Genomic DNA, 21,372 nt, shown 5'->3' with positions numbered 1-21,372 from the left:
ATCGCACGCGAGCGTGCGACGCTACGGTGTCTTGCTGCGCTCGACACTGGTCATGGAGAACAACGTTTCCATTAGGATAGTACAACTAGATAGATTTGAGCCACCACTGTTGATCAGTCTGACCCATATTGGTCCACTGCTGAATCTTCCCTCCATCGCTGGTAGACCAGTCGGTATCGTCGAGGACTTTCCCGCTGAAGCGATTGACGATATAGTAAGATCCGTTCCCGACTGCAACCAGGCTCCACTGCTGGTCGGTCTGACCCATATTGGTCCACTGCTGAATCTTTCCTCCATCGCTGGTAGACCAATCGGTATCGTCAAGGACTTTTCCACTGAAGCGATTGACGATATAGTAGAAACCATTTCCGGCAGAGACAAAGCTCCACTGCTGATCCGTTTGGCCCATATAGGTCCATTGCTGGATTTTGTTTCCGTCGCTAGTAGACCAATCGGTATCATCGAGAACTTTTCCACTGAACACGTTCGAGATCGCGTAATACCCGCCGGTAACACCCTGAGAGGCTGTTGTCTGCTGAGGTTTTGGCGTTGGCGTTGGTGTAGGCGCCACTTGAGGTTTTGGTGTCGCCGTTGGTATTGGCACAGGCGTCGGCGTTGGATTCGGATGCGAAGCCGGGTTAGAAGTCGCACTCGAATTCGATGATGTCGTCTGATGTGTTTTTGTTGTATTCCCTGATTTTGTACTCGAAGACTGTGGGGGCTTTGATTGTGGCTTCTTCGTCGGCGACGAATTTGGCTGTGGTTTCTTCGTCGGAGAAGGCTTTTGTTGTGTACTCTTCGGTGGAATTATTCCAGGAAGCATTGTTGAGATATAAATACTGGTTGGCGTCGCCGGAATTTTTGCTGTCGATGCTATCGATGATGGCGTTTTATTTATAATCTCAGCAATTGTTGGAGCGGTGATGGGTGATAGTACCGTGCTTGTAATCGCCAATACTGTTGCTACTCCTAGCAGAGCGAGAGAACGCTTTTTGATTGGTAAGATGATACCAGGATGGCTGCTATTGGCAGGCTGTTTTGTGAGCTGTGGAGCGCTAGCAATGATTGGTTTACTCTTGCTGGCGACTGCAACTGGTACAGGTTCAGGCGTGCTGGTATCCTGTACAGGCTCAAGCGCTACGGGTTCAAGTATATGCTCAGTCGGAGCTGTAATACTGACAGGGCTTATCTGCTCATCAGGTAAGTCAAAGAATGGTAGGTCAAAAATGGGCATCTCTGGACGACTATCGGGATCAGTATTGTGAGCAGATAATCTATCCAGACTCTCTTCAGAAGTGAGAGAAATTTCTTCAGGAACAAGTTGATTCTCTTCAGAAGTAGGAGAAACTTCTTCAGGGACAAGCAGTTGATCCTCTTCGGAAGTGAGAGGAATTTCTTCAGAAGCAAGCGGCTGATCCTCCAGCTTTGCAAAGGAATCTGTCTGCTTGGTTGCCAAAGAAGAGAGGAGACCTAATCCGGCGAATGCATCTGTAGCTCTCTCTTTTACGCGTTTTGCCACGTCGACGACTGATGTTTTCTCCTCAACTATAGGCGTAGTTTCTGCTACCATAGTAGCAGGCTCCGCTGCATGGGCTGGCTGAGAAAACTGCTCGCTCTGGGGATCGCGTTCCAGTGCCAGTACATCGTTAAGCATCTCTTCATGCATCATCGCCATACTTACGTCAGGCTCTGGGGATTGCGTGGATGCTTGAGGTAAGAGCAGCATATCCTCTTCGTTCGACACATATTCTGCGAGCAGGCGAGGACGAAAAGGCGTAATTGGTAGGACCAGATTATCTTGCGTTATTCTCGATGACTGAGGAGGGGTCGGACCGGTTAAATGCGAGAATGGAAAGATTGGGGGCTTTGGGTGTATGGCTGTTCTTAAGGCAATGAGAAAATCTGCCACGCTCTCATAGCGCTTCTCTGGCTTATTGGCAAGCGAGCGTAAAATTACAGTCTCTACATCCTTTGGTAGATCAGGGACCAGCGCTGTAGGAGCAACTGGTATCCGAGGCAGGATATTGTCCCCTTGCTCTTGCCTGGACCGATGCTGACCTGAAAAAGGGAACTGTCCTGTTGTTAACTCGTAGAGTAAACAACCAAGAGCATATTGATCAACGGCTGGATGTATGACACCAGCTAATTGCTCAGGTGCCCGATAGTCCCGTGCCTCAGGATCAAGATCGCGCATGAATTGATCTTCATGGATAAGTTGGGGCAAGCGAAAGTTAGTCAATAACGTATTGCCGATGGTATCGATGAAGATATTCTCTGGTCGAATGTCTTGATGAATAATCTGATGATCATGAGCAAAATCTACGGCGTCTCCGAGCTGCTCTATAATTCTGAGCGCGTCATTTCTGCTTAACTGCTTTGAGCCGTCGAGATGCGCACGTAACGTCTCTCCTGCCGCATAGCCGCGAACGATATAAGGTTTTCCCTGCTCTATTCCTAACTCATAGATTGTCAGAATAGACGGATGGGCCAGTTGCTTAAGCTTATTTTCCAGACGTTTAAAGTCGTGTGGTGTTGCCTCAGGTGCAAGGCATTCGACATCAAAAATTTCGAGTACCACACGCTGCTCTGGTTTATCCAGATGATACGCCAGATAAATGTCGTGCTTGGCCGTGCGTGCCATATGATCGGTCAAGTAATAGCGATTAAATATATGAGACATTTTATCCTTTTTAAGTTGCTCTCAATGATATATATTGCTATTATATAATAGCCGATTCAAATTATAAAGGTCTAATTACTTTCCATAAAGTACTAATTCATGAAACTCTGTTGCCATTCGTTTGTACCTATACAGTGTAAGTTTAGGCCCGGAGGATACGATACTACATGGGCTTTGATATGCTCTTTGACAATGACACACAATTTTTGTATAATTAACTGTATGGTTAATGATTCATCTGAGCGACTCGATACAGTTTTTTTTGCGCTGGCTGATCCCACCCGTCGGATTATCTTAGAACGTCTGGCGCAAGGCGAGGCTTCTGGAACGGAACTGGCGCGGCCCTTCTCGATCTCCGTCCCGGCGATCTCCAAGCACTTACGCGTGTTGGAAAACGCCGATCTTATCCTGCATCGGAAAGAGGGACGGACTCATCGTTTTCGCCTGGCTGCCAGTCCCATGAGAGAAGCTGCCGTTTGGCTTGCACAATACCGGCAATTCTGGGAAGCGCAATTCGACTCTCTGGAGAGCTATTTGCTGACCACATCCACCGAGGAGCAAGACGCTGATGATACCTCCTATACCCTCTGATACAGCCTCTCTGGTGCTGCGACGTGCGTTCCTTGCCAGTCGTTCACGTGTCTTTCGTGCCTGGACCAATCCAAAGGCATTTGATAAACAAGCCCTTGACACGTATCCCTTGACCGCATATAAGTGAAAGGAATAACTATGCCAGCCATTGTCAAAGAACTGATCATTGCTGTCGCCCCTGAGAGAGTCTTCAAAGCCCTGACACAGCAGGATGAAATCGCTCGCTGGTGGACCGATGACCTGAGTACCACGTCGGAGGTTGGCTCTCTGGCTGAATTTCGCTTCAGGCAAAGAGCCTTTGTCTTGCAGTTTGAGATTGCTGATCTGAAGGATAATGAGGAAGTTCGCTGGACGCTCAAACAAGGTCCGGAGTCATGGGATGGGACCACTATTATCTGGCAACTCACGCCGGCCGAGAACGGTACCAGGGTGCTTTTCACTCAGGATGGCTTCGCTCAGGTTGACGAGGCATATCAATCGACACGCGGGACCTGGGAATACTTCCTGGATAGTTTGCATGCATATCTGGAGACTGGAAAAGGCACTCCTGGCCATCCTTCGGATACGAAAGCGCCTTAAGAGATGATCATATCCAGAAAAGCAGAGCCGTCGATCAGCTTAGCTCAACAAGATGTTTTCGCTGAGCTGATCGACGGCTCTGGCATTCGGTGATGAGAGCGGGTCGCTTAAGCGTTTATTTCATTATAGTAAAGGGATAATTGTGACTCTGTCCGCTCTTGAGTGCCTGATCAAAAAGGTTCCAGAAGATTTGATCAGGCTGACGTGTGTCCCATTGGGATAAGGTCAGGCCATGGCAGCCGTTTTTTTCGACACTTGCGCGGACGATGATGCGTTTGTTGAGTGCAAAGGTAAGGGAGTAGACGTCACCCTGACGGAATTCTTCGCAAGTGCGTTCTTGTGGGTATGCTGGCAACTGGTACATCTTGCGATAGAGGGCGGTGATGAGTGGTGAGTTGGTGATATTTATAACTGGACCGCCGGGCCGTGTTTGTAATTGTATCTGTAATATATTTACTGCTGTTGAGGCTGGCTTGCTGGCTGCTAATGAGTTGCTGCTGCTGAGAAAAAAGAGGAAAAGAAGGCAACATACACTGAGCAAAAGTGGTCTCCAGGCTGCTTTAAGACGACGATGCGGCTGTTTTGATATGGTTAAGGGTGTATTCAGCATTTTTAACTCCTTATATAGAAATTACATTGACTATTGAAGATAGTATTTAATCTTCTATAAGGGAGACGTATGAGAAGCCTTATATGTTCCCATACGTCAAAAAATGCCGTAAATCCATACATATATATTGTATTAAATGCATTTATCAATCATAACCCGCGATGAATGATGATAATACCGCCGCCGGTTTTGGCTAGCAGATGAGCTCGTGGGGCGCTGCCTACTTCGTTACTATTGAATTCATTGACGACTTTGCCCGATCCTGTGGATGCCTGTAAGCTAAACGCTGTGCGCTGCTTCAGGGTAATGTGGATGCGACCGCTCCCGGTTCGTAGCGTATAATTTCCGATAGGATCAAGCGTGCCAGAAAACTCAATCGATCCGCTGCCGGTTTTGAGGAGGGTCTCTTCGGTCAGGCGCGACTCCAAGACCTGGATTTTACCGCTCCCAGTGGTGAAATTTGCGCGACCATTAATCGACATGGCCTCGATTGATCCGCTTCCCGTTCTCATCTGTATGGCTCCAGCGATTTTGTGCACATGCATAGAGCCACTTCCGGTTTTGAGCGTGATGCGACCTTGCAGTTGAGATGCGTTGACTTTTCCACTTCCGGTTGATAAGCTGATCTGGCCCTGTAGTTCGTGAGCCTGGATCGATCCACTTCCAGTGTGCAGCGTAATCTCTCCATTAATATCCTGGATGAAGATCTTGCCCGAACCGGTCTTCACCTGTAGTGTGCCATTTTGTGGGACCGTGATGTCGAGATCGAAGTTTCTGAAGCTAAACTGGAATGGAAACCATTTGATCTCGCTATTGATGGTAATCATATCTCTCTGCTGCTGATAGTTGAGCCGCATATTATCAAGCGATGTCCAGACGCCGGAGACGCGCTTGGTGGGGGCTACCGTGATCGTGTGTTGCTCACCGCGGTGAATCGTGATCGTGCCGGCGGCGTTGTTGATGATCAATTGGGGATGCTCCTGTACCTCAAATGTTTTTATGGGGAGTGACATGGATACGATGCGCCAGTTGGTGATGATCACGAATATGGCTGCGGTGATCATAAGTGACAGGAATATCCATATGATGCCGCTGGATAAGAGACCCATCATATTGGCTAGCAGGATAACCAGGCAGATGATACCGCCAAAAATGAGAACGTTACGTCTATTTTGTTTTTCATTGCTCGATGGACGTAGTTTTTCGCCGTCTCCGAGCCAATCGCGTGGCGGAAATTGGTCGCTATAGCCCTCGGCATAGGGACGCTCTGCTGGATCGTAGGGAGGCGTCTCCTCGGATTGGGTCCTCTGTTCTTGCGGATCTGTATTGTTGACACGTTCAATCGGTGGGATATGTTCTGGCTGCGAATAAGTGCCTTCTTGACTTTGCATCGCGCTAACTCTCCTTTACGCCTGAAAAACAGCCCAAACTTTCTTTGGACACTACTATTTCATACGATCCAGCATGAATGAAGTTTGGGCTGTTTTTTGTGTTATGCTAGAGAGAGATTTTTCTCGTAGTCATATGATTTTATCTCATCTTTATTGTTATGTTTTGACTATATTGTAAGAAAGGATGTGTCATTCTCTTCCTGGCACAATTATATCTCGATGAAAGTACAGACAAAATCTTCCTCAGGTCTCGCGCGGTTAAAAAATATTGTCCGCATCGCGATGGGCGTTATGTTTATTGGGATGTCCAGTATGCATTTTATCGCCGCAGATACAGAACTGAAGATCATTCCCGAATTTCTCCCCTTCAGGCGTACGGCCCTCTATCTGACAGGACTCTGGGAGACCGTCGGAGGCATCGGCCTGCTCATACCTCGCTGGAAGCGCGTTTCGGCCTGGAGTATGGTCGGCTTGTTGCTTGTCGTCTTTCCGGCCAACATCTATCACGCCGTCAAAGACATCCGCTCCGGACGCTTCGCGAAAACGCGCTTTTATCATTGGGTTCGCTTCCCTTTCCAAGGCGTCTTTATCTGGCTCGTCCTGTGGAGCACCGACGCGACGCGGAAGCGCCTTTCCCTGAAGAGATCAAGCTCACCGACGTTACTGGGCTTTGAGCTCTTTGATGACTGAGCGATGTTCTGTGCGCAGCTTTGGATTGGCGATCTCGTCGATGCCAAAGTTGATCAGGGCGAGCCCGGCGCCCAGGATGGCGATACAGAGTCCTGGGACGAGGAACCACCACCAGGAGCCGAGTGCCAGGGCGTCGTCGTTGCTGGCCCAGTAGAGGATGCTTCCCCAACTGACGCTATTGATGTTGCCGAGTCCGAGGAATTCCAGTCCTGTTTCGGCCAGGATGGCGTAGATGATGGTCCCTAAGAATTGCGAGGCGACGATGGCGATCTCGTTCGGGAAGATCTCGAAGAAGATGATCCTGAACGAGGATTCTCCGCTGGAACGGGCCGCATCGACGCTATCGATGTTGCGCATCAGGAGCGTCTGTGAGCGCATCACGCGTGCTCCCCAGGACCAACCGGTGACGGTGAGGACGATGCCAATGGTGAGCGGTCCTTTGTAGGCGATGAATGCGGCCAGCAAGATGGCCAGTGGCAGCGTCGGCAGAACTAAGAAGACGTTGGTGATCAGCGAAAGTACCTCATCGATCCAGCCTCCGAAGTAGCCCGACACCAGACCAACGACGACCGAAATAATCATCGTCATGGCACCGATTACAAAGCCCATGATCATCGAGAGGCGTGTGCCTATAATGACCTGGACCAGAATATCCTGTCCCAGTTGTGTCGTCCCAAGCCAGTGGGCCGCCGAGGGTGCCTGGAGCTGATCTGGACCCGGCGCACCGGGATCGATATGGATGAATAGGGGTCCAAAAATAGCGATCAGCGTGAAAAAGAGCACAATAATCAGGCCGATCAGTACCTTGGGGTTGCGGCTGATCATGCGCCAGAAGTCTCTGATACGGACTCTGGTCGATGTGGCCGTGGGCGTGATAGAAGAAACACTCATAATGGCTATCCCTTTCTGGTGCGTACGCGTGGGTCCAGGATCACATAGGCCACATCGGCCATCAGGTTGGCGGCCAGTACAGCAATCGAGATGACTAAAAATATCCCCTGTAAAAGCGCATAATCCAGGTTCTGGACCGCTTCCAGCGTGGCGTAGCCAATCCCTGGATACGAGAAAACGATCTCGGTGAGAATTGATCCGCTGACGACAAAGCCGAGTGAGAGCGCAAATTGGGTGACGTTGGGCAGGATGGCGTTCCGCGCCGCATACGTTGACATCACGCGCCAGGTCGAAAGTCCCTTGGCCTCAGCCAGCAAGACATAATCTTCGGAGAGCGTCGTGATCATGGCATTGCGCATCCCGAGCATCCAGCCTGAAATTGAGCCGATCACGATCGTGAGTGCGGGCAGAAAGGCGTACCAGGAGGCGCTGAGAATGAAATCGATATTCCATCCTATCGTAGTATCATCGGCATCATAGCCGCCATGCAGCGGGAACCAGCCCAGATTTGCTCCCAGATAGTAGAGCAGGACCAGTGCCAGCCAAAAATATGGAATTGCCGATAGGAAGGTAAAAAGGGGTGAGAGGATTGCATCCATCCAGGAACCGCGTCGCCAGACGACGATGATGCCAAGGACTGTTCCGATGACGAAGCTGATCACGAGCGAGACTCCGACCAGGACGATGGTCCAGGGGAGTTCCTGTGCCAGCACTTCGCTGACGGGTGTGGGCATATAGGTGACGGAGATGCCGAGGTTTCCTTGTATGAGATTGGTAAGATATTGGAGGTATTGTTGCCACAGGGGAGCATGATTGACTCCGAGGGCGATTTCAAGTGCGCGGATGGCTTCTGGTGATACTTTTCCCTTCATGCGCCCCAGCATGGCGGCCGCCGGATTTCCTGGCGAGAGATGTGGTATCAGGAAATTCAGCGTCACTGAGGCCCAGAGCGCGACGAGATAGAAGACAATACGACGGAGGATGTGGCGCATAGATGTTCTCCTTCTAAGGAGTATATTGAAAATGCGTCGTATCCAGGGATACGACGCTTCTTTTTACGGGTTGACTGGTTGCAGGTGGAGTATCACATCTTCGGTATCGGGAGGCTCAAGCGTGCCTGCCGATTGATAAGGATCGGTCGCGCTTGGCCAGCCAGTAAATTTGGCTGTGCTGTACTGTCCCCAGTATGGCTCGAAGGTGAGTGGGATACTCGGGAGCTGCTCAACCATGATTTTTTCTAGCCCCTGGATCGCTTTGGTCTGGGTGGCTGTATCCGTCGATGAGGCATAGTCATTTAATAATGCATCGGTTGTTGGATCGATCCAGCGCTCGTAGTTGGTCGAAGCGGCCTGACCGATCGGGGCACTGTTTGCACTATTTAATAATCCGTTGTAGAGGTAGTAGGGCGAGGGACCGGCCGAGGTCCAGAGCATCGCGGTATCATAATCGCCTTGCTGCAACTTGTCGTAGTAGGTGTTGTAGTCGATGGTATTCACGGTGACTTTCATGCCCGCGCTGCTCAGACTCTTTTCCATCAACTGCGCATCGTTAATCCAGTCGTTGAAACCGCTCACCACGTTCAGATTAAACGCCAACTCCTTGCCATCTTTGGCAAAGATACCATTAGAGCCTTTCTTGTAGCCGGCGCTCTCCAGTGCGCTCATCGCGTTAGCGATGCTAAAGGTAAATTTCAGGTCCTTATACGCGGGCGAGAGCAATTGTGAGTATGCGGGCAGCAGGCTGGTCGGCGTCGCGGCTGGCTCATAGCCACCTTCTCCGACTGTGTTCAGTTGATCGCGATTGATGGCGTCACTGATGGCTGTCCGTACGGCTAGCTGATCAAATGGCGCTTTCTTCAGGTTCAGGTAGAGGTAGACGACGTCGCTGGACGGATACCAGTAGTGGTTGTGCTGCGGATCTTTGTCAACGTACGATTTTTGGACGTTTTGGATGTAGAGATTGGTCCAATCGACCTGTCCATGCTCAAGAGCCAATTCGTCGCTGGTATTGTCGTTGAAGGCAGGAATCTTGATCAGCGTGACTTTGGCTTTGTCCGCTTGCCAGTAGCCGGCGTTGCGGGCCAGTGTAACGAGCTGAGGGGTGAAGGTTTTGAGCGTGTATGGACCTGTTCCAATTGGATTAGGATCGGCGTATTGGCTGGGATCTCCTTTAACTTTGGACCAGATATGCTGTGGTAGGATGAATGTTTGTCCTCCCAGGTACCAGAGGATGGGCGAGAAGGGCTGCGTCAATGTGACCGTAACGGTATTGGCATCCGGGGCGGCGACGCTTTTGATGTAGGAGTCAATACCATTGAGGTCCAGGCTGGGATATTTCTTGATCAGGTTCAGGGTGAAAACGACGTCAGCGCTGCTGAAGGTTGTGCCGTCAGACCATTTGACGCCTTTGCGCAGATTGAACGTCACGGTCTTGGTGTCGCTGGAGACGCTGGTGCTCGTGGCCAGCCAGGGTTTGGATGTCCCCGAGATGCGATTAAACATCAGCATGGTTTCGTAGATAAGTCCCTGGGTGCCGCTTACGACGCTACCTGCGTATGGATTAAAATTTCTTGGATAGTCACCCGCTTGGTTCGCTTGCATGATGAGTGTGGTGTTGGCTGTTTTTGAGCTGTTGCTGTTACCACAGGCTGCCAGCACTGCTGTGAGGATAAGCATGCATGCCAGCATAAGTTGTCCTTGCTTGCTTGCCATCGTCCTCGGGAAAATGATTGTACTCGCCACCGATAACCTCCTGCTTGCGCAATAGTGTCTTATGTGGTTGGTTCAAAGATATACAAATCCGTGCTACAGATATCTTCCCTACGGTTGTGATTAGTGCACAGTACTTGTGGCCACTACATTTTTGTACCAGTGGCCGCTGGCCTTGATGGTGCGCTTTTGGGTGGGATAGTCGACATAAATAATGCCAAAGCGCTTGCTATATCCCTCCGACCACTCGAAGTTGTCGAGCAGCGACCAGACAGAATAGCCTGCCAGTGGGACTCCTTCGGCGACGGCGGCGTGGACTTGTAATAGATGCTCGCGTAAATAATGAATGCGACGTGGGTCATTGACGCTATTGTCTGCGTCGACGGTATCGGCGAAGGCCGCGCCGTTCTCGACCAGATAGATCTGTGGAATGGCGTACTCACGATGCAAGCGGGTGAGCATCTGGTAGATGCCTGAAGGATAGACCTCCCAATTGAGCTCGGTGTGCTCGACTCCTTCGACAGGCACGGATGGATACTCACTGAAGGCTGTAGCGTCGTGCTGGATCAAGAAACGCGTGTAGTAATTGGCTCCCAGGAAGTCGAGTGGGCGAGCAATGATCTCTGCATCGCCGGGCTCAGTTTTTGGAGCGACATCGCCAAGATGCTCAAGCACGTCGGCAGGATAGCTGCCGCGAAAGATTGGATCAAGGAACCAGCGATGCATTTTGCCATCCATAAAGCGTGTCGCAGCGCTATCCTCTGGCGACGAGGTGGCGGGATCAAGTTGGGTGAAGTTGAGCGTAATTCCGACCTGTGTCCTGGCGTCGCCGTTGGCGCGGATGATCGGGACCACCAGTCCATGAGCCAGCAAAAAGTGATGCGATGTTTGCCAGGCGACGCGCACATCTTTGACGCCAGGAGCATGAATGCCAATTTCATAGCCCTCGAAAGCAGTCACCGCTGGCTCATTGAGGGTGAGCCAATGATGGATACGCTTGCCAAAATGTTTGGTGACTACCTCGACATAGTCGGCGAATGCATAGGCCGTCTCGCGTCTGGCCCAGCCACCTTCATCCTCAAGCACCTGAGGTAGATCCCAGTGATAAAGCGTCGCAAAAGGCTCGATGCCAGCCTCTAATAATGTGTCGACCAGACGATCGTAGAAATCGAGTCCTGCCTGATTCACCTCTCCGCGTCCTGTGGGGATGATGCGTGGCCAGGCGATGGAAAAGTGATACATATCGATGCCGAGCTCTTTCATCAGAGCAACATCCTCGGCGTAGCGATGATAATGATCACAGGCCACCAGGCCACTGTCACCATTAAGTATATTTCCGGGTGTGGCGCAGAAGCGATCCCAGATAGATTCGCCACGACCATCCTCACTCGCCGCCCCCTCAACCTGATAACTATATGTGCCTGCCCCCCAACGAAAGTTCTCAGGAAATTGAACCATAGTCCCTCTTTTCATTTTCACTGCTAGCATCCTTGTAGCAATAACTTCAACATCCGCGATGAACTCAATGAAACATGACTGTTATTGGATGATGAAACAATAGTAACGTACTCCTCCCGAAAATGTCAATGGGAGGCAAGCAGAAAGCTATCTTCGCTTCGCTCGACCTTTTTAATGCCTGAATTGACTTTCTTGCCAGGATAGATTATCATTCTTAAATGAACTTTGTTGTGAAATATATGCGCATTATTTCATGAAGCTGTTTGCTTGTGACGGTAAGGAGAACAATTGGACGTGGCGGATTCAGTTACTGCAAAAGATGTTGCTCGACGTGCCGATGTCTCTGTGGGGACAGTGTCGCGTGTCTTTAATAATCACATGAATGTGAGCGAAGAGATACGCCAGCGTGTCCTGCGGGTGGCTGCGGAACTTGGATATTTTCGTGGCTCTCCACTCAGTGGACAGGTTGCCACTGCTCGCTCGACAGGACGTATGCTCAAAGAAGTGGGCTTTCTCTACTGCTCCAGTATCGAAGCCACGCCAGCCACCATGGACCCTTACTGGACCCCTATTTTTCATGGAGTAGAAAGCGCTTCACGCAAAGCGAACATCAAGATCACCTATCGCACTATCACCGATATCCGTAACACTCCCCATTTATTGACAGCGGCCCTTTACGAGATGCGTCTCGGTGGTATTTTATTGGTGGGGCAGGCAGATAAGGAGATCATCTCGACCATCCAGGCGACGCACACTCCTCTGGTACAGGTGGATAATTATGCGCTGGATCTGACAACGCCCGTTGATACGATCCTGCCCGATAATTGTCAGGGAGCGGCGAAGGCGATGGATTATCTTTTCGAACTGGGTCATCGGCAGATCGCTTTCATTGGCGGTCCCACGCTGCCGGGACAGGGTCCGATGAGCATCTACTCGGCGCAGCAGCGCTGGATGCAGTACTGCATGGCCTTTCTGGATCGCGGCCTCTTGGTCTCATACGATCTGGTGGAGGCTGGTAATTTTACGCTGGAGGGAGGATACGAAGCTTGTAAGCGTCTCCTGGAGCGGGATGTCTCTTTTAGTGCCCTGTTTTGTGTCGATGATGTGACGGCGATTGGTGCGCTGAAGGCTCTGCGCGAGGCAGGCCGTAAGGTTCCAGAAGATGTCTCAATCATCGGTTTCGACGGTATCGATCTGGGCCAACATGTGACGCCTTCTCTGACGACCATTCGCGTTGATGCTAAAGCTCTGGGTGAGGTGGCGCTGAATACTTTGATCGAGCGTGCGACGAATCCTGACGAACCTTATTTGACCAAATTAATCGGTATTGAACTGGTGAAACGTGAATCGGTGGCCGCGCCGCGCCTGACGTAATGTTGGTACCATCTCACCATTTGATGAGGTATGCAAGCAACAGTTTCCAGTTTCAGGAGTGGGATGTTTCTGTATCCGCCAATCATCAGTCCAGGGACCCTTGACAAGGAAAGCGGGGAAAAATCCTTTGGAAATGTACACAAAAGCTCATTTAAAAGATTCGACCCATGATCCAAAAAGGTATCAAGCCTTTATCCCTATCTGTATGCTCGTGTGTGGTAGCATCCTGGTACTCTCCTTATTTCTGACGCAGCAAAGTACCGGCTACGCGGCCAGCAAAGCCTATGTACGTCTGAATCAGGTTGGCTACATCACGGACGAAACAAAGCAGGCCATCTTGCTCGCCTCCGGCTCCGATAGTGCTGCCACCTATAGTCTGGTCAACACATCAACTGGTGCAACGGCGTATTCTGGGACCGTCGGAGCCAGTAAAGGAAAGTGGAGTACGGCGTTTCCCAATAGCTATTTGATCGATTTTACCGCTTTTAAGACCGCTGGCAGCTATAGTATTCATGTAAGTGGGTCGATTGGTGCGACCTCTCCCACCTTTAAAATTGCCAGTGGTGCAAAGCTCTACACCAACCTGCTCTCCAACGCCCTCATCTTCTATCAATCGCAGCGAGACGGAGCAGATGTCGACTCCAGCGTCCTGGATCGTCAGCCATCGCATCTCACCGACGAAAAAGCCTCGATCTATAGTTCTCCCAGCTACGACGACAACGATACTTTGCAGGGGACGCTGACAAAGATCGGTGGACCCATCGACGTTTCGGGCGGCTGGTTTGATGCTGGTGATTATGTCAAATTTGTCGAGACCGCCAGTTATACTGACGCCATCATGCTCTACGCTGCTCGACAGTATCCCAGCCTCCTCAGCGGCGGCGCAACCAACTTCAAGCGCGAGGGCAAGTATGGCCTGGATTGGCTCCAAAAAATGTGGAATAACTCCACTAAGACACTTTATTATCAGGTCGGGATCGGAGACGGTAACGGTGATAGCATCTTAGGCGATCACGACACATGGCGACTTCCGCAGGCCGACGATAAGTTGAGCGTCACGACCAGCAGTCCTGCCTATTATGTCAAATACCGTCCAGTCTTCGCGGCAGGAGCCGCCGGAGCTCAGATCAGTCCTAACCTGGCCGGACGCCTGGCTGCCGATTTCGGTTTGTGCTATCAACTCTATCACAACACAGATCCAACCTATGCCAATAAGTGCCTGAGCAGTGCCGAAAACATCTTTGATCTCGCCAAAACCAGCAGCGTAGGCGATCTGCTCACCGTCTCCCCACATGACTACTATCCCGAGACCGAATGGCGCGATGATATGGAACTGGGTGCCACTGAACTGTATAACGCGATCGCGCTGGGTAATCTGCCATCAGGACTCAAGCACACCGATCCTGCATACTATCTGAAGGCCGCCGCCAAATGGGGCAACGCCTACATCACTGGTCCCAATGATGCTGCCGACTCGCTCAATCTGTACGATGTCAGCGGATTGGCTCATTATGAACTGTATAATGCGATCACTCAGGCTGGAAAGCCCGGCGGATTGGCCGTCACGCAAGCGGCTCTGCTCAGCGACCTACAAAAGCAACTGAATGCAGGCACCACGCAGGCCAAAAGTGATCCCTTTGGCTTTGGCATCGCCTATGGCGGAGGTGATGCCACTCCCCATGCACTCGGATACGCACTTGAAGCCTCCTTCTATGATCAACTGGCCGACAAAACCATCTACAAGACCTTTGGACTGACACAGCGTAACTGGGCTTTGGGTGCGAACGCGTGGGGATCGTCTTTCATCGTCGGAGCAGGTTCCACGTTCCCCAATTGTATGCAATCCCAGATCGCTAACCTGTCTGGCTCGCTGGACGGCAAGTCTCCTTTGCAACTCGGCGCCACAGTGGATGGTCCATCCGATACCGCAAACTTTAGCGATCTCGGTCTGCAGGATGGCATGCGAGCTTGTCCGGCCAACGGGAGCGATCCTTTCAATGCCTTCACTGGCAAAGGTGCTCGCTACTACGACAACGTTGTCGCCTGGCCCAGTACTGAGCCCGCCGATGATTATACCGCATTGACTATCTTGCTCTTTGCGCAACAGGTTGCGTAAGCATAGATAAAGTGCTTTTCGCAGCATAGTTGTTTCTCTTCGAGGGGATGAATCGCCTCGAAGAGAAACAACTATGCTAATTCTTACTCTCAGAATAGAACACAATGAAAATAATGATGAATGCCCTATTAGAGCATGATCAGGAGCACACGCTAGTGCATTTTCTTTCAGACATCGGGAACTGTGCGCATTGTGGATAGGGAAACTTCCTGATATCGGCTCTTATTACGATGTTGAATTTGAAATATCGGACCCATTAGTTTGGGGAGTGAATATAACGCCTTCAATGTACACTGCGTGCAAAATCGAGGATAATGGAAATAGTGTTATTATAACTGGTCAGATTATTAAAGGTGAAGAAGAAATTGTCCATTTGAAATTATCTGACAGTGTTGTGTTAATTGAAGTGAGCAATACTGAATATGTGAAGGAATGTTTTGTAGAAATTAAAACCAAATACCCTTTAGTATATGATACTCACATATAAAAATGCTCGCCTGTGACCTTTGCAGGATTTAGCTTATGGAAACCAATCATGAGAAACTAACGCGATTATTAAAAGTTAATCAGGTGAAAATAAATCGCAAAAAATCATCGCCTGGGTTTGGATCATTTTCCAGGTGAGTATACTCCCTCACTTTCAAGTATTTTTCATTTGTTTTGAGTAGTAAGGAGAAGATAGAGTGTTTAAAGATCGTTTGCTCGAAGCTTACGAGTCTTTCCATCCAATTCAATACACCTTATTAGATGAGTTATTGATACGTCAAGATACTCCTCACGAAGGGACGATATCACATGTTGCGATAGAAATGACCCTTTTTGGTGAAGGCGTTGAAGTTGGCATTCTCCATCTGTCTTTTTATGGAGTTGTTAATCTTCAAGTTAATCTTCCTAAAGAATATAATTAGGTTGGCTTGGTAAGTATTGTGTCGATGCAAGATCATCAATGGGAGTACATCGATTACGTGGTGAGAGAAACTGAGAATAATCTTTTCTCATTTTATTGTAAAACATTTGAGGTTCATCTGGAAATGCTCCCAATTGAAGAATAAAACTGGTGATACGATCAACGGTCACAGTTGATTTGCGCCAGACTAAACATAATTATGAATAGATGCAAATCAAAACCAAACACAATAGCTTTTTTATCTATGCTATTGTGTTTGGTTTTTTTATCCTTTAAAAAACATATCTATATATACGAATAGTGGTAACGTTGAGACAGGTCTGACTTGTGAAATGTTGGTTAGTGGAAGTGAACCCATGAAGATAGCATCTGACCGAGGATTTGAAAACCTTAGAATAACAGCTACGCGTATTTTATCTGGGAGGAACACATTATGCAAGACAAATTTGAGTTGGCGATAGTAAGATATCGCAAATATATTGCGGAAGGAGAAAATATTGAGAACATAATTTATTCTTTACATCAAAATGGCTTCACGGTCATTGAGTCAATGAAAGCGTTAAAAATACTTTATAATGTTCCTTTAAAAGAGGCAAAAGTTTTTATTACGCATAGTCCTACTTGGGCTGATGTTGTTAAATCGCACGAAGAATTACATGAACAGCTAGCAGATATGGTTATGAAGCCGCTTGATATTGAATAGGACGGTAGATAATTGACGTTCCTACGAAAAATCTTCTGGAGTGTCCAAGTTAGGCAACCTCCTTTTCGACCTTTTTCTCCGATAGTTATGTTAACAGTAGCAATCCAGAGGTGACCTTTCCGATCTTTACCGTAGTAGGAAGGTGAAGATGCTATATGTTGATTATTTAAATTGATATGGAGGTTATGATATGGGGGTTATATTATGCGAATTTTAGGAACAGAGCATGAAGAATTTAAGTTAACCATATTTCAGTATGATCAAAAACGTAATAAAAGATAAGTGGAAATCAAATATATTGAAGGCGTCAATTTATATAAAATGTAATAACACAATAGAAGGTAGTAATACTACGTTATTACATACGAAGGAACTAAAGGGTTTAGAAATTTGGTTTGATAATATATATCAACGTCATTTAACACCGAAAAATTTTGAATTTTACTATGGGAAATTTTCTTTTGAACTTTTAAATATCTATCATGATGCAGTACAACTACAAGTTAATTTTGATTTTAGCACAGGAAAAGGAAGTAAATTACCTTCGGGAAGACATATTAATAATGAATGGACTGGAAATCTTATTATTACTAAGTCATTTGAAGACCTTTTGCAAATTATATCTTCTCTTCGCGAAGACACGGCCAGATTTCCAGGACGAATCGTAAAGGAAAGGAGAAAGAGAAAGTAAAAATTTGGTAACTATTCAGGTTATCTAGAAAGAGGAGAGTGAAGAATATGGCTTTAACATTTGAACAATTTCAGCAGAATTTTAAAGGGCATTCCGTTCCTGAAGTGCTTATGGAATTATTACAGTTTCAAAATCGTGTCAATAATTGATACAGCGGTTCGTTTGAACTAGACAATAATTTGGATGCATTATTTGTTTCATATATTGGAGAAAATCAGGATTTGTTGAAACAGTTTCTACCTTTTGGACATGATAGTAACGGATCAGTTTATGCTTTCTGGCTTCATAAGGAGATGCCTTTAGAGCAAGCACCCGTTATTTATTTAAGTTCGGAAGGCGAAGGATCTGCTGTGCTTGCTGACACATTAGTAGATTTCCTTCTTATCTTGGCCTATGATGAAGAGCCTGTTCTTGGAGAATATTCTGAAACAGAAGAACAAATTGTTCACACGCCAGCAAATCAAGAATTTCGTGTATGGCTTCGAGAAGCCTATAATCTGATTTCCATAGATTCTCCTGATAAAATTGTGCATCAGGCTCTTTTACAACAACCAGATTTTAAAAAGTGGCTTAATCTACATCAGACAATATGATTAAATTAGTCTTTAATCCCCGAACAAAGTGCCGATACGATGGAAGCGGCAGGCACATGTCACTATTTATCTTCAGCCCCAGTTTTTTCATGTCCAGCAATTGCATGTATCTGGTTGGTTAGCGAGTAATCTTGTTGATTTGAACATCAGTAAGGAGAAACATAAGTGTATTATTTCTAGCTCAAATACTGTATCAAGGTATAGCATCCAATATGTTGCAGATGCATTTCGGATTCATTGGATAAAAAATATAAATTGACTTCAAAAATAGAGGAAATTTTAGGATGGATGACATACTTCTTTTGCCGGAAGATTTACAGCGAAAATCTCTCTCCAATAGAGAGATTGTTCTGACCTATGATGATGCACTGAAAGCTCTGGATATTCTCGAAGATGCTCATTGGGCAATTCTTGGGTGGGAACCCTGGTTAAAAATCTCTGAGGGACATGACCATCCTGTTATGGGTGGTGATTTTCCCCGAGAAGCAACGGAAGATTGGTCGACCTACATCCACCGATCCGCACAGCTTTGTCGCCGCGTCATGATGGAGGAACAAGAGCGCTGGGATCAGGGAACATTTTGGTCTCAAGACCTTCCGGGGACAGGGTATGAAAAAACGATGGTGCTCTATTTCTGCCTTACGGCTACCGATAAATGATTGAGAGCGTCTGCAGCCTCTCGTTCAGTCAAGCAATTGCTATGACGGCCCGAGCGATCCCATTTTGTTGGAGATTATTACTATTAAAATCTCCTTGAGAAAGGAATAGATGAGGATGGAAAATGCAATTATTCACATAGAACGCAAAGTCGCATGGGTAGATCTTCTCCGTTCATACAAAATTGTTCTTGATGAAAAGGTGGTTGGCACTATTCGCTCGAAAAGACATTGCTCAATTGAAGTTCGACCAGGGCGCCACGAAATCTTTTTAACTATTTCTTGGTGCTCCAGTCGACATCTCCTCCTTGATCTTGCATCTGGTGAAGAGGTTAAATTGGTGTGTCAGGGGCGTATGTCAACATCTCCACTTTATGATGTTACTGTTGGTGCTGATGATTACATCATGCTCTTTCAGGAACCCTTTATAGATCCTCTGAAATATTAATTTTCAATATTTAGATTATATGTTAAAAGGCAGTAGTTTTTAATGAGCTATCTTATAAACTTGATAAAATATGTTTTAGTAGAAAGGCTCTGATGTGATTTTACTCGACAGTTGCATTGAAGCTCTTGGCGAAAATTCTGTCGTATCAGGGAAATAGAAGCATTTTTGGGGAATATCACAAACAACAAGTTCCCTATGATTAAAGTTGAGGCTGTATCAATGACACAGGAAGTGACATGCATTACAGAGGGTGTGTACTCTAATGCTTTAGTTTATGGTAACAAATACATAATCCTTGCCTGCGATGAGGAAAAGCATCAGGTGAAAGTGCGGGGCAAAAATGGAAGAGCTCGATGGTATCCCCAGGGTTGTTTCGACATGCTAGGTGTTGAAGCACCAATGCTTACACGTATCTTAAAGTGTGTTTCATTAGAGACGGCTACGGACTGGATTGAGGTAGATATAGAGCTATCGAATGGTCAGCGACGCTGGTGCTACTTTATTACTCCAGAAATGCTAGCCAGAGAGCCAGGAGAAATTATTTGCGGCACAGAGCGCCTTCTAAGTTATAATAAGCCTCATATGATCGTTGTAAATGTGCTTAGTAAAGAAGGGATTGGATCAGCCCTCCAGTATATTCAGAGCCAGGGAGCATTACTCGATTGTACTAAATTGATTGAATAGCAGAGATAGAGGTGCCCTCTATAAAGGAACTACTATGGTCTCGGTGAATTTCTGTGGAGGTAATGCCTGGAGAACGCAAGCCATTGGAACATTGAAGCCAGGGGATCAGATGTGAGCTTACACTGGGAACGCTAGTAAGGATTTGTCTCATGATTGAAGATATTTTAAACCACATAATGTCTTTATCGGAAGAGGAAAAGCAACAGTTTTTTCTTAAAGAGAAAGATAATCTTGTTCAATATATATCTGAATTAATACACATTTTGCAACGACCAATGAAGTCTTTATGGCCTGAAGCGATTCAAGTCCTTGGAGCTATCGGTTATCCTCGTAATGGACCTGCTCTCGCTACGTTGGTGGAACATTTATGTGATGGGAATTGGCCTGGCTACCTGGAAGCGGAACAATACCTTGCGACAATAAGTCCGCCTATTGTTGTTCCATTTTTCATTGAGATATTTTTGGATGAGGGAAAGGGAAGACGCTATTGGAGTGATGATGTTGAAGAACTTTGTCTGGCTTTGTCTAGAATGGGTAAGGAGTTTATCATTCTGTGTATTCCCTCATTGCTATATATCTTTTCTCAAAAAGAGGCACTCGCGCTCTTCGATATCGAGCGGTTATTTTATGCCATCGATGTGCTTGATTCAGAATACTTGACCTGTTTTATCCCTATTATTTTGCGAATAAGAAAAGAATCTCCTTATGAAGAGATAAGAGATACAGCTCAGATTTTATTGGAAAAAATTCCTGAGCATATAGTTATGTTGTATCAATATGTTATAAAAAAACAATGATAAAAACCTTATAAAAGAAGAATGAAGAAGTAGAGTCATGAAATTGCGAAGAACCTGATGATTTTATTACTTTAACCAGTTGTGGAAGCCTTGATCTAGGATGACCTGGTCGGAAGAGTATCACTGATGCCCAGACGATATATCATCTGGAAGTCACTCAAAATTATCCATTTTCAGCAGGTCTGGACAGTTTATCGTTTATAATTGTGCTCAAAATAAAGTCGGATGCTGGATATTGCCATAACTTTTATTTCTTGTATTGACATACATGCCCCGATCTGTTTTGATGATAACATCACATCTTGTTTCAGGTTCTTCGAACCATACTTGATTGGCTGCTCAAAAACAAGTTATATAGCTAATTGTTGATGAAGAGACCCATCTCGGCTACCCAGTAGTATTCAATAGAGAGGTTGTATTTTCTATTTATGAGGAGATTAATAGATGCTGAGGAAATCTCAAAAATATACTATTTGGATTGAAGCTGAGCATTGGTCTGCAAATCAATGGGATTATGCTGATAGTAATACAGATGTTTTGGTGATTTGGGAGGATAAGACTCGTTGGGTAGCAAGTTTTTTTTCTTACAGGAATATTCATACGCTCACTGAAAAGAATCGGAAAACGAGAGAATGTCTGCTGGGGAGCTATTTTTGGTCAAGCGATATGATCCTGGTTGAAAATACGAGTCGAAAACATATTGAAGAGGTAGTTGCTGGGTTAATTCAAGAAGATCAATTTGAAGTGATTTTTTCACTTCAGCCGCCTGATGATGTGAATATCATCACTGATATTCACATATAAA

22 protein-coding genes are annotated in these 21,372 nt (G+C 47.0%); 15 read left to right on the top strand and 7 right to left on the bottom strand.

Annotation, left to right across the window (positions count from 1 at the left end):
• Positions 1-85: 85 nt before the first annotated feature.
• Positions 86-2,680, bottom strand: a complete 2,595-nt coding sequence (locus tag AC27N8_RS07560) for an RICIN domain-containing protein (RefSeq protein ID WP_487065568.1) — start codon at positions 2,678-2,680, stop codon at positions 86-88.
• 222 nt (positions 2,681-2,902) lie between these two features.
• On the opposite strand from AC27N8_RS07560, the gene AC27N8_RS07555 reads away from it, so the two are divergent.
• The 3 genes from AC27N8_RS07555 to AC27N8_RS07545 are packed head-to-tail and all read left to right on the top strand — an operon-like array spanning position 2,903 to position 3,850.
• The gene (locus tag AC27N8_RS07555; protein WP_487065566.1) at positions 2,903-3,271 is read left to right on the top strand and encodes an ArsR/SmtB family transcription factor; all 369 of its coding nucleotides are present in this window, start codon (positions 2,903-2,905) and stop codon (positions 3,269-3,271) included.
• Complete coding sequence (locus tag AC27N8_RS07550) at positions 3,249-3,398, top strand: hypothetical protein (protein WP_487065564.1); 150 nt, start codon at positions 3,249-3,251, stop codon at positions 3,396-3,398. The genes AC27N8_RS07555 and AC27N8_RS07550 overlap by 23 nt, the downstream gene beginning before the upstream one ends.
• Positions 3,399-3,409: 11 nt before the next feature.
• Positions 3,410-3,850 carry an SRPBCC family protein gene (locus AC27N8_RS07545; protein WP_487065562.1) on the top strand — a complete coding sequence of 147 codons (441 nt, stop codon included), beginning with the start codon at positions 3,410-3,412 and terminating at the stop codon, positions 3,848-3,850.
• Positions 3,851-3,965: 115 nt separating this feature from the next.
• On the opposite strand, the gene AC27N8_RS07540 is transcribed toward AC27N8_RS07545, so the two are convergent.
• Together AC27N8_RS07540 and AC27N8_RS07535 are read right to left on the bottom strand one after the other, a co-directional pair.
• A complete protein-coding gene (locus tag AC27N8_RS07540; protein ID WP_487065560.1) occupies positions 3,966-4,460 on the bottom strand; it encodes a hypothetical protein in 495 nt (164 codons plus the stop codon).
• A gap of 149 nt (positions 4,461-4,609) precedes the next feature.
• On the bottom strand, positions 4,610-5,851 hold the full coding sequence (locus AC27N8_RS07535) for a DUF4097 family beta strand repeat-containing protein (protein ID WP_487065558.1): 1,242 nt from the start codon (positions 5,849-5,851) through the stop codon (positions 4,610-4,612).
• 186 nt (positions 5,852-6,037) lie between these two features.
• On the opposite strand from AC27N8_RS07535, the gene AC27N8_RS07530 reads away from it, so the two are divergent.
• A complete protein-coding gene (locus AC27N8_RS07530) occupies positions 6,038-6,541 on the top strand; it encodes a DoxX family protein (RefSeq protein WP_487065556.1) in 504 nt (167 codons plus the stop codon).
• On the opposite strand, the gene AC27N8_RS07525 is transcribed toward AC27N8_RS07530, so the two are convergent.
• The 4 genes from AC27N8_RS07525 to AC27N8_RS07510 form a co-directional block, all read right to left on the bottom strand.
• The gene (locus AC27N8_RS07525) at positions 6,512-7,432 is read right to left on the bottom strand and encodes an ABC transporter permease (protein WP_487065554.1); all 921 of its coding nucleotides are present in this window, start codon (positions 7,430-7,432) and stop codon (positions 6,512-6,514) included. The two genes, AC27N8_RS07530 and AC27N8_RS07525, sit on opposite strands and share 30 nt — an antisense overlap.
• Before the next feature lie 5 nt (positions 7,433-7,437).
• Entirely contained in the window at positions 7,438-8,424 is a 987-nt protein-coding gene (locus AC27N8_RS07520) for an ABC transporter permease (protein ID WP_487065552.1), read from the bottom strand.
• A gap of 63 nt (positions 8,425-8,487) precedes the next feature.
• A complete protein-coding gene (locus AC27N8_RS07515; protein ID WP_487065550.1) occupies positions 8,488-10,173 on the bottom strand; it encodes an ABC transporter substrate-binding protein in 1,686 nt (561 codons plus the stop codon).
• A gap of 90 nt (positions 10,174-10,263) precedes the next feature.
• Positions 10,264-11,598 carry a GH1 family beta-glucosidase gene (locus AC27N8_RS07510; RefSeq protein WP_487065548.1) on the bottom strand — a complete coding sequence of 445 codons (1,335 nt, stop codon included), beginning with the start codon at positions 11,596-11,598 and terminating at the stop codon, positions 10,264-10,266.
• 294 nt (positions 11,599-11,892) lie between these two features.
• Between AC27N8_RS07510 and AC27N8_RS07505 the strand changes: the two genes are divergently transcribed.
• The 11 genes from AC27N8_RS07505 (at position 11,893) to AC27N8_RS07455 (ending at position 21,371) form a co-directional block, all read left to right on the top strand.
• On the top strand, positions 11,893-12,972 hold the full coding sequence (locus AC27N8_RS07505; RefSeq protein ID WP_487065546.1) for a LacI family DNA-binding transcriptional regulator: 1,080 nt from the start codon (positions 11,893-11,895) through the stop codon (positions 12,970-12,972).
• Between the two features lie 133 nt (positions 12,973-13,105).
• Positions 13,106-15,088, top strand: a complete 1,983-nt coding sequence (locus tag AC27N8_RS07500) for a glycoside hydrolase family 9 protein (protein ID WP_487067912.1) — start codon at positions 13,106-13,108, stop codon at positions 15,086-15,088.
• A gap of 683 nt (positions 15,089-15,771) precedes the next feature.
• Positions 15,772-15,996 (top strand): hypothetical protein, encoded by a 225-nt coding sequence (locus AC27N8_RS07495; RefSeq protein WP_487065544.1) that lies wholly within the window; start codon positions 15,772-15,774, stop codon positions 15,994-15,996.
• A 432-nt stretch (positions 15,997-16,428) separates the two neighbouring features.
• A complete protein-coding gene (locus AC27N8_RS07490) occupies positions 16,429-16,698 on the top strand; it encodes a hypothetical protein (protein WP_487065542.1) in 270 nt (89 codons plus the stop codon).
• A gap of 256 nt (positions 16,699-16,954) precedes the next feature.
• The gene (locus tag AC27N8_RS07485) at positions 16,955-17,389 is read left to right on the top strand and encodes a WapI family immunity protein (RefSeq protein ID WP_487065540.1); all 435 of its coding nucleotides are present in this window, start codon (positions 16,955-16,957) and stop codon (positions 17,387-17,389) included.
• Positions 17,390-17,568: 179 nt separating this feature from the next.
• Positions 17,569-17,982 (top strand): SMI1/KNR4 family protein, encoded by a 414-nt coding sequence (locus AC27N8_RS07480; protein WP_487065538.1) that lies wholly within the window; start codon positions 17,569-17,571, stop codon positions 17,980-17,982.
• 284 nt (positions 17,983-18,266) lie between these two features.
• Entirely contained in the window at positions 18,267-18,641 is a 375-nt protein-coding gene (locus AC27N8_RS07475) for a hypothetical protein (RefSeq protein ID WP_487065536.1), read from the top strand.
• A gap of 115 nt (positions 18,642-18,756) precedes the next feature.
• Positions 18,757-19,086: a hypothetical protein gene (locus AC27N8_RS07470; RefSeq protein WP_487065534.1), complete on the top strand. Its 330-nt coding sequence runs from the start codon at positions 18,757-18,759 to the stop codon at positions 19,084-19,086.
• 165 nt (positions 19,087-19,251) lie between these two features.
• The gene (locus AC27N8_RS07465) at positions 19,252-19,770 is read left to right on the top strand and encodes a hypothetical protein (RefSeq protein ID WP_487065532.1); all 519 of its coding nucleotides are present in this window, start codon (positions 19,252-19,254) and stop codon (positions 19,768-19,770) included.
• 149 nt (positions 19,771-19,919) lie between these two features.
• A complete protein-coding gene (locus AC27N8_RS07460; protein ID WP_487065530.1) occupies positions 19,920-20,567 on the top strand; it encodes a hypothetical protein in 648 nt (215 codons plus the stop codon).
• A 444-nt stretch (positions 20,568-21,011) separates the two neighbouring features.
• Complete coding sequence (locus tag AC27N8_RS07455) at positions 21,012-21,371, top strand: hypothetical protein (RefSeq protein WP_487065528.1); 360 nt, start codon at positions 21,012-21,014, stop codon at positions 21,369-21,371.
• Position 21,372 lies beyond the last annotated feature (1 nt).

It is taken from the genome of Dictyobacter sp. Z7_2 (assembly GCF_057551105.1).
The sequence above is the reverse complement of the archived record's forward strand: the minus strand, read 5'-3'. Positions and strand labels throughout refer to the sequence as shown.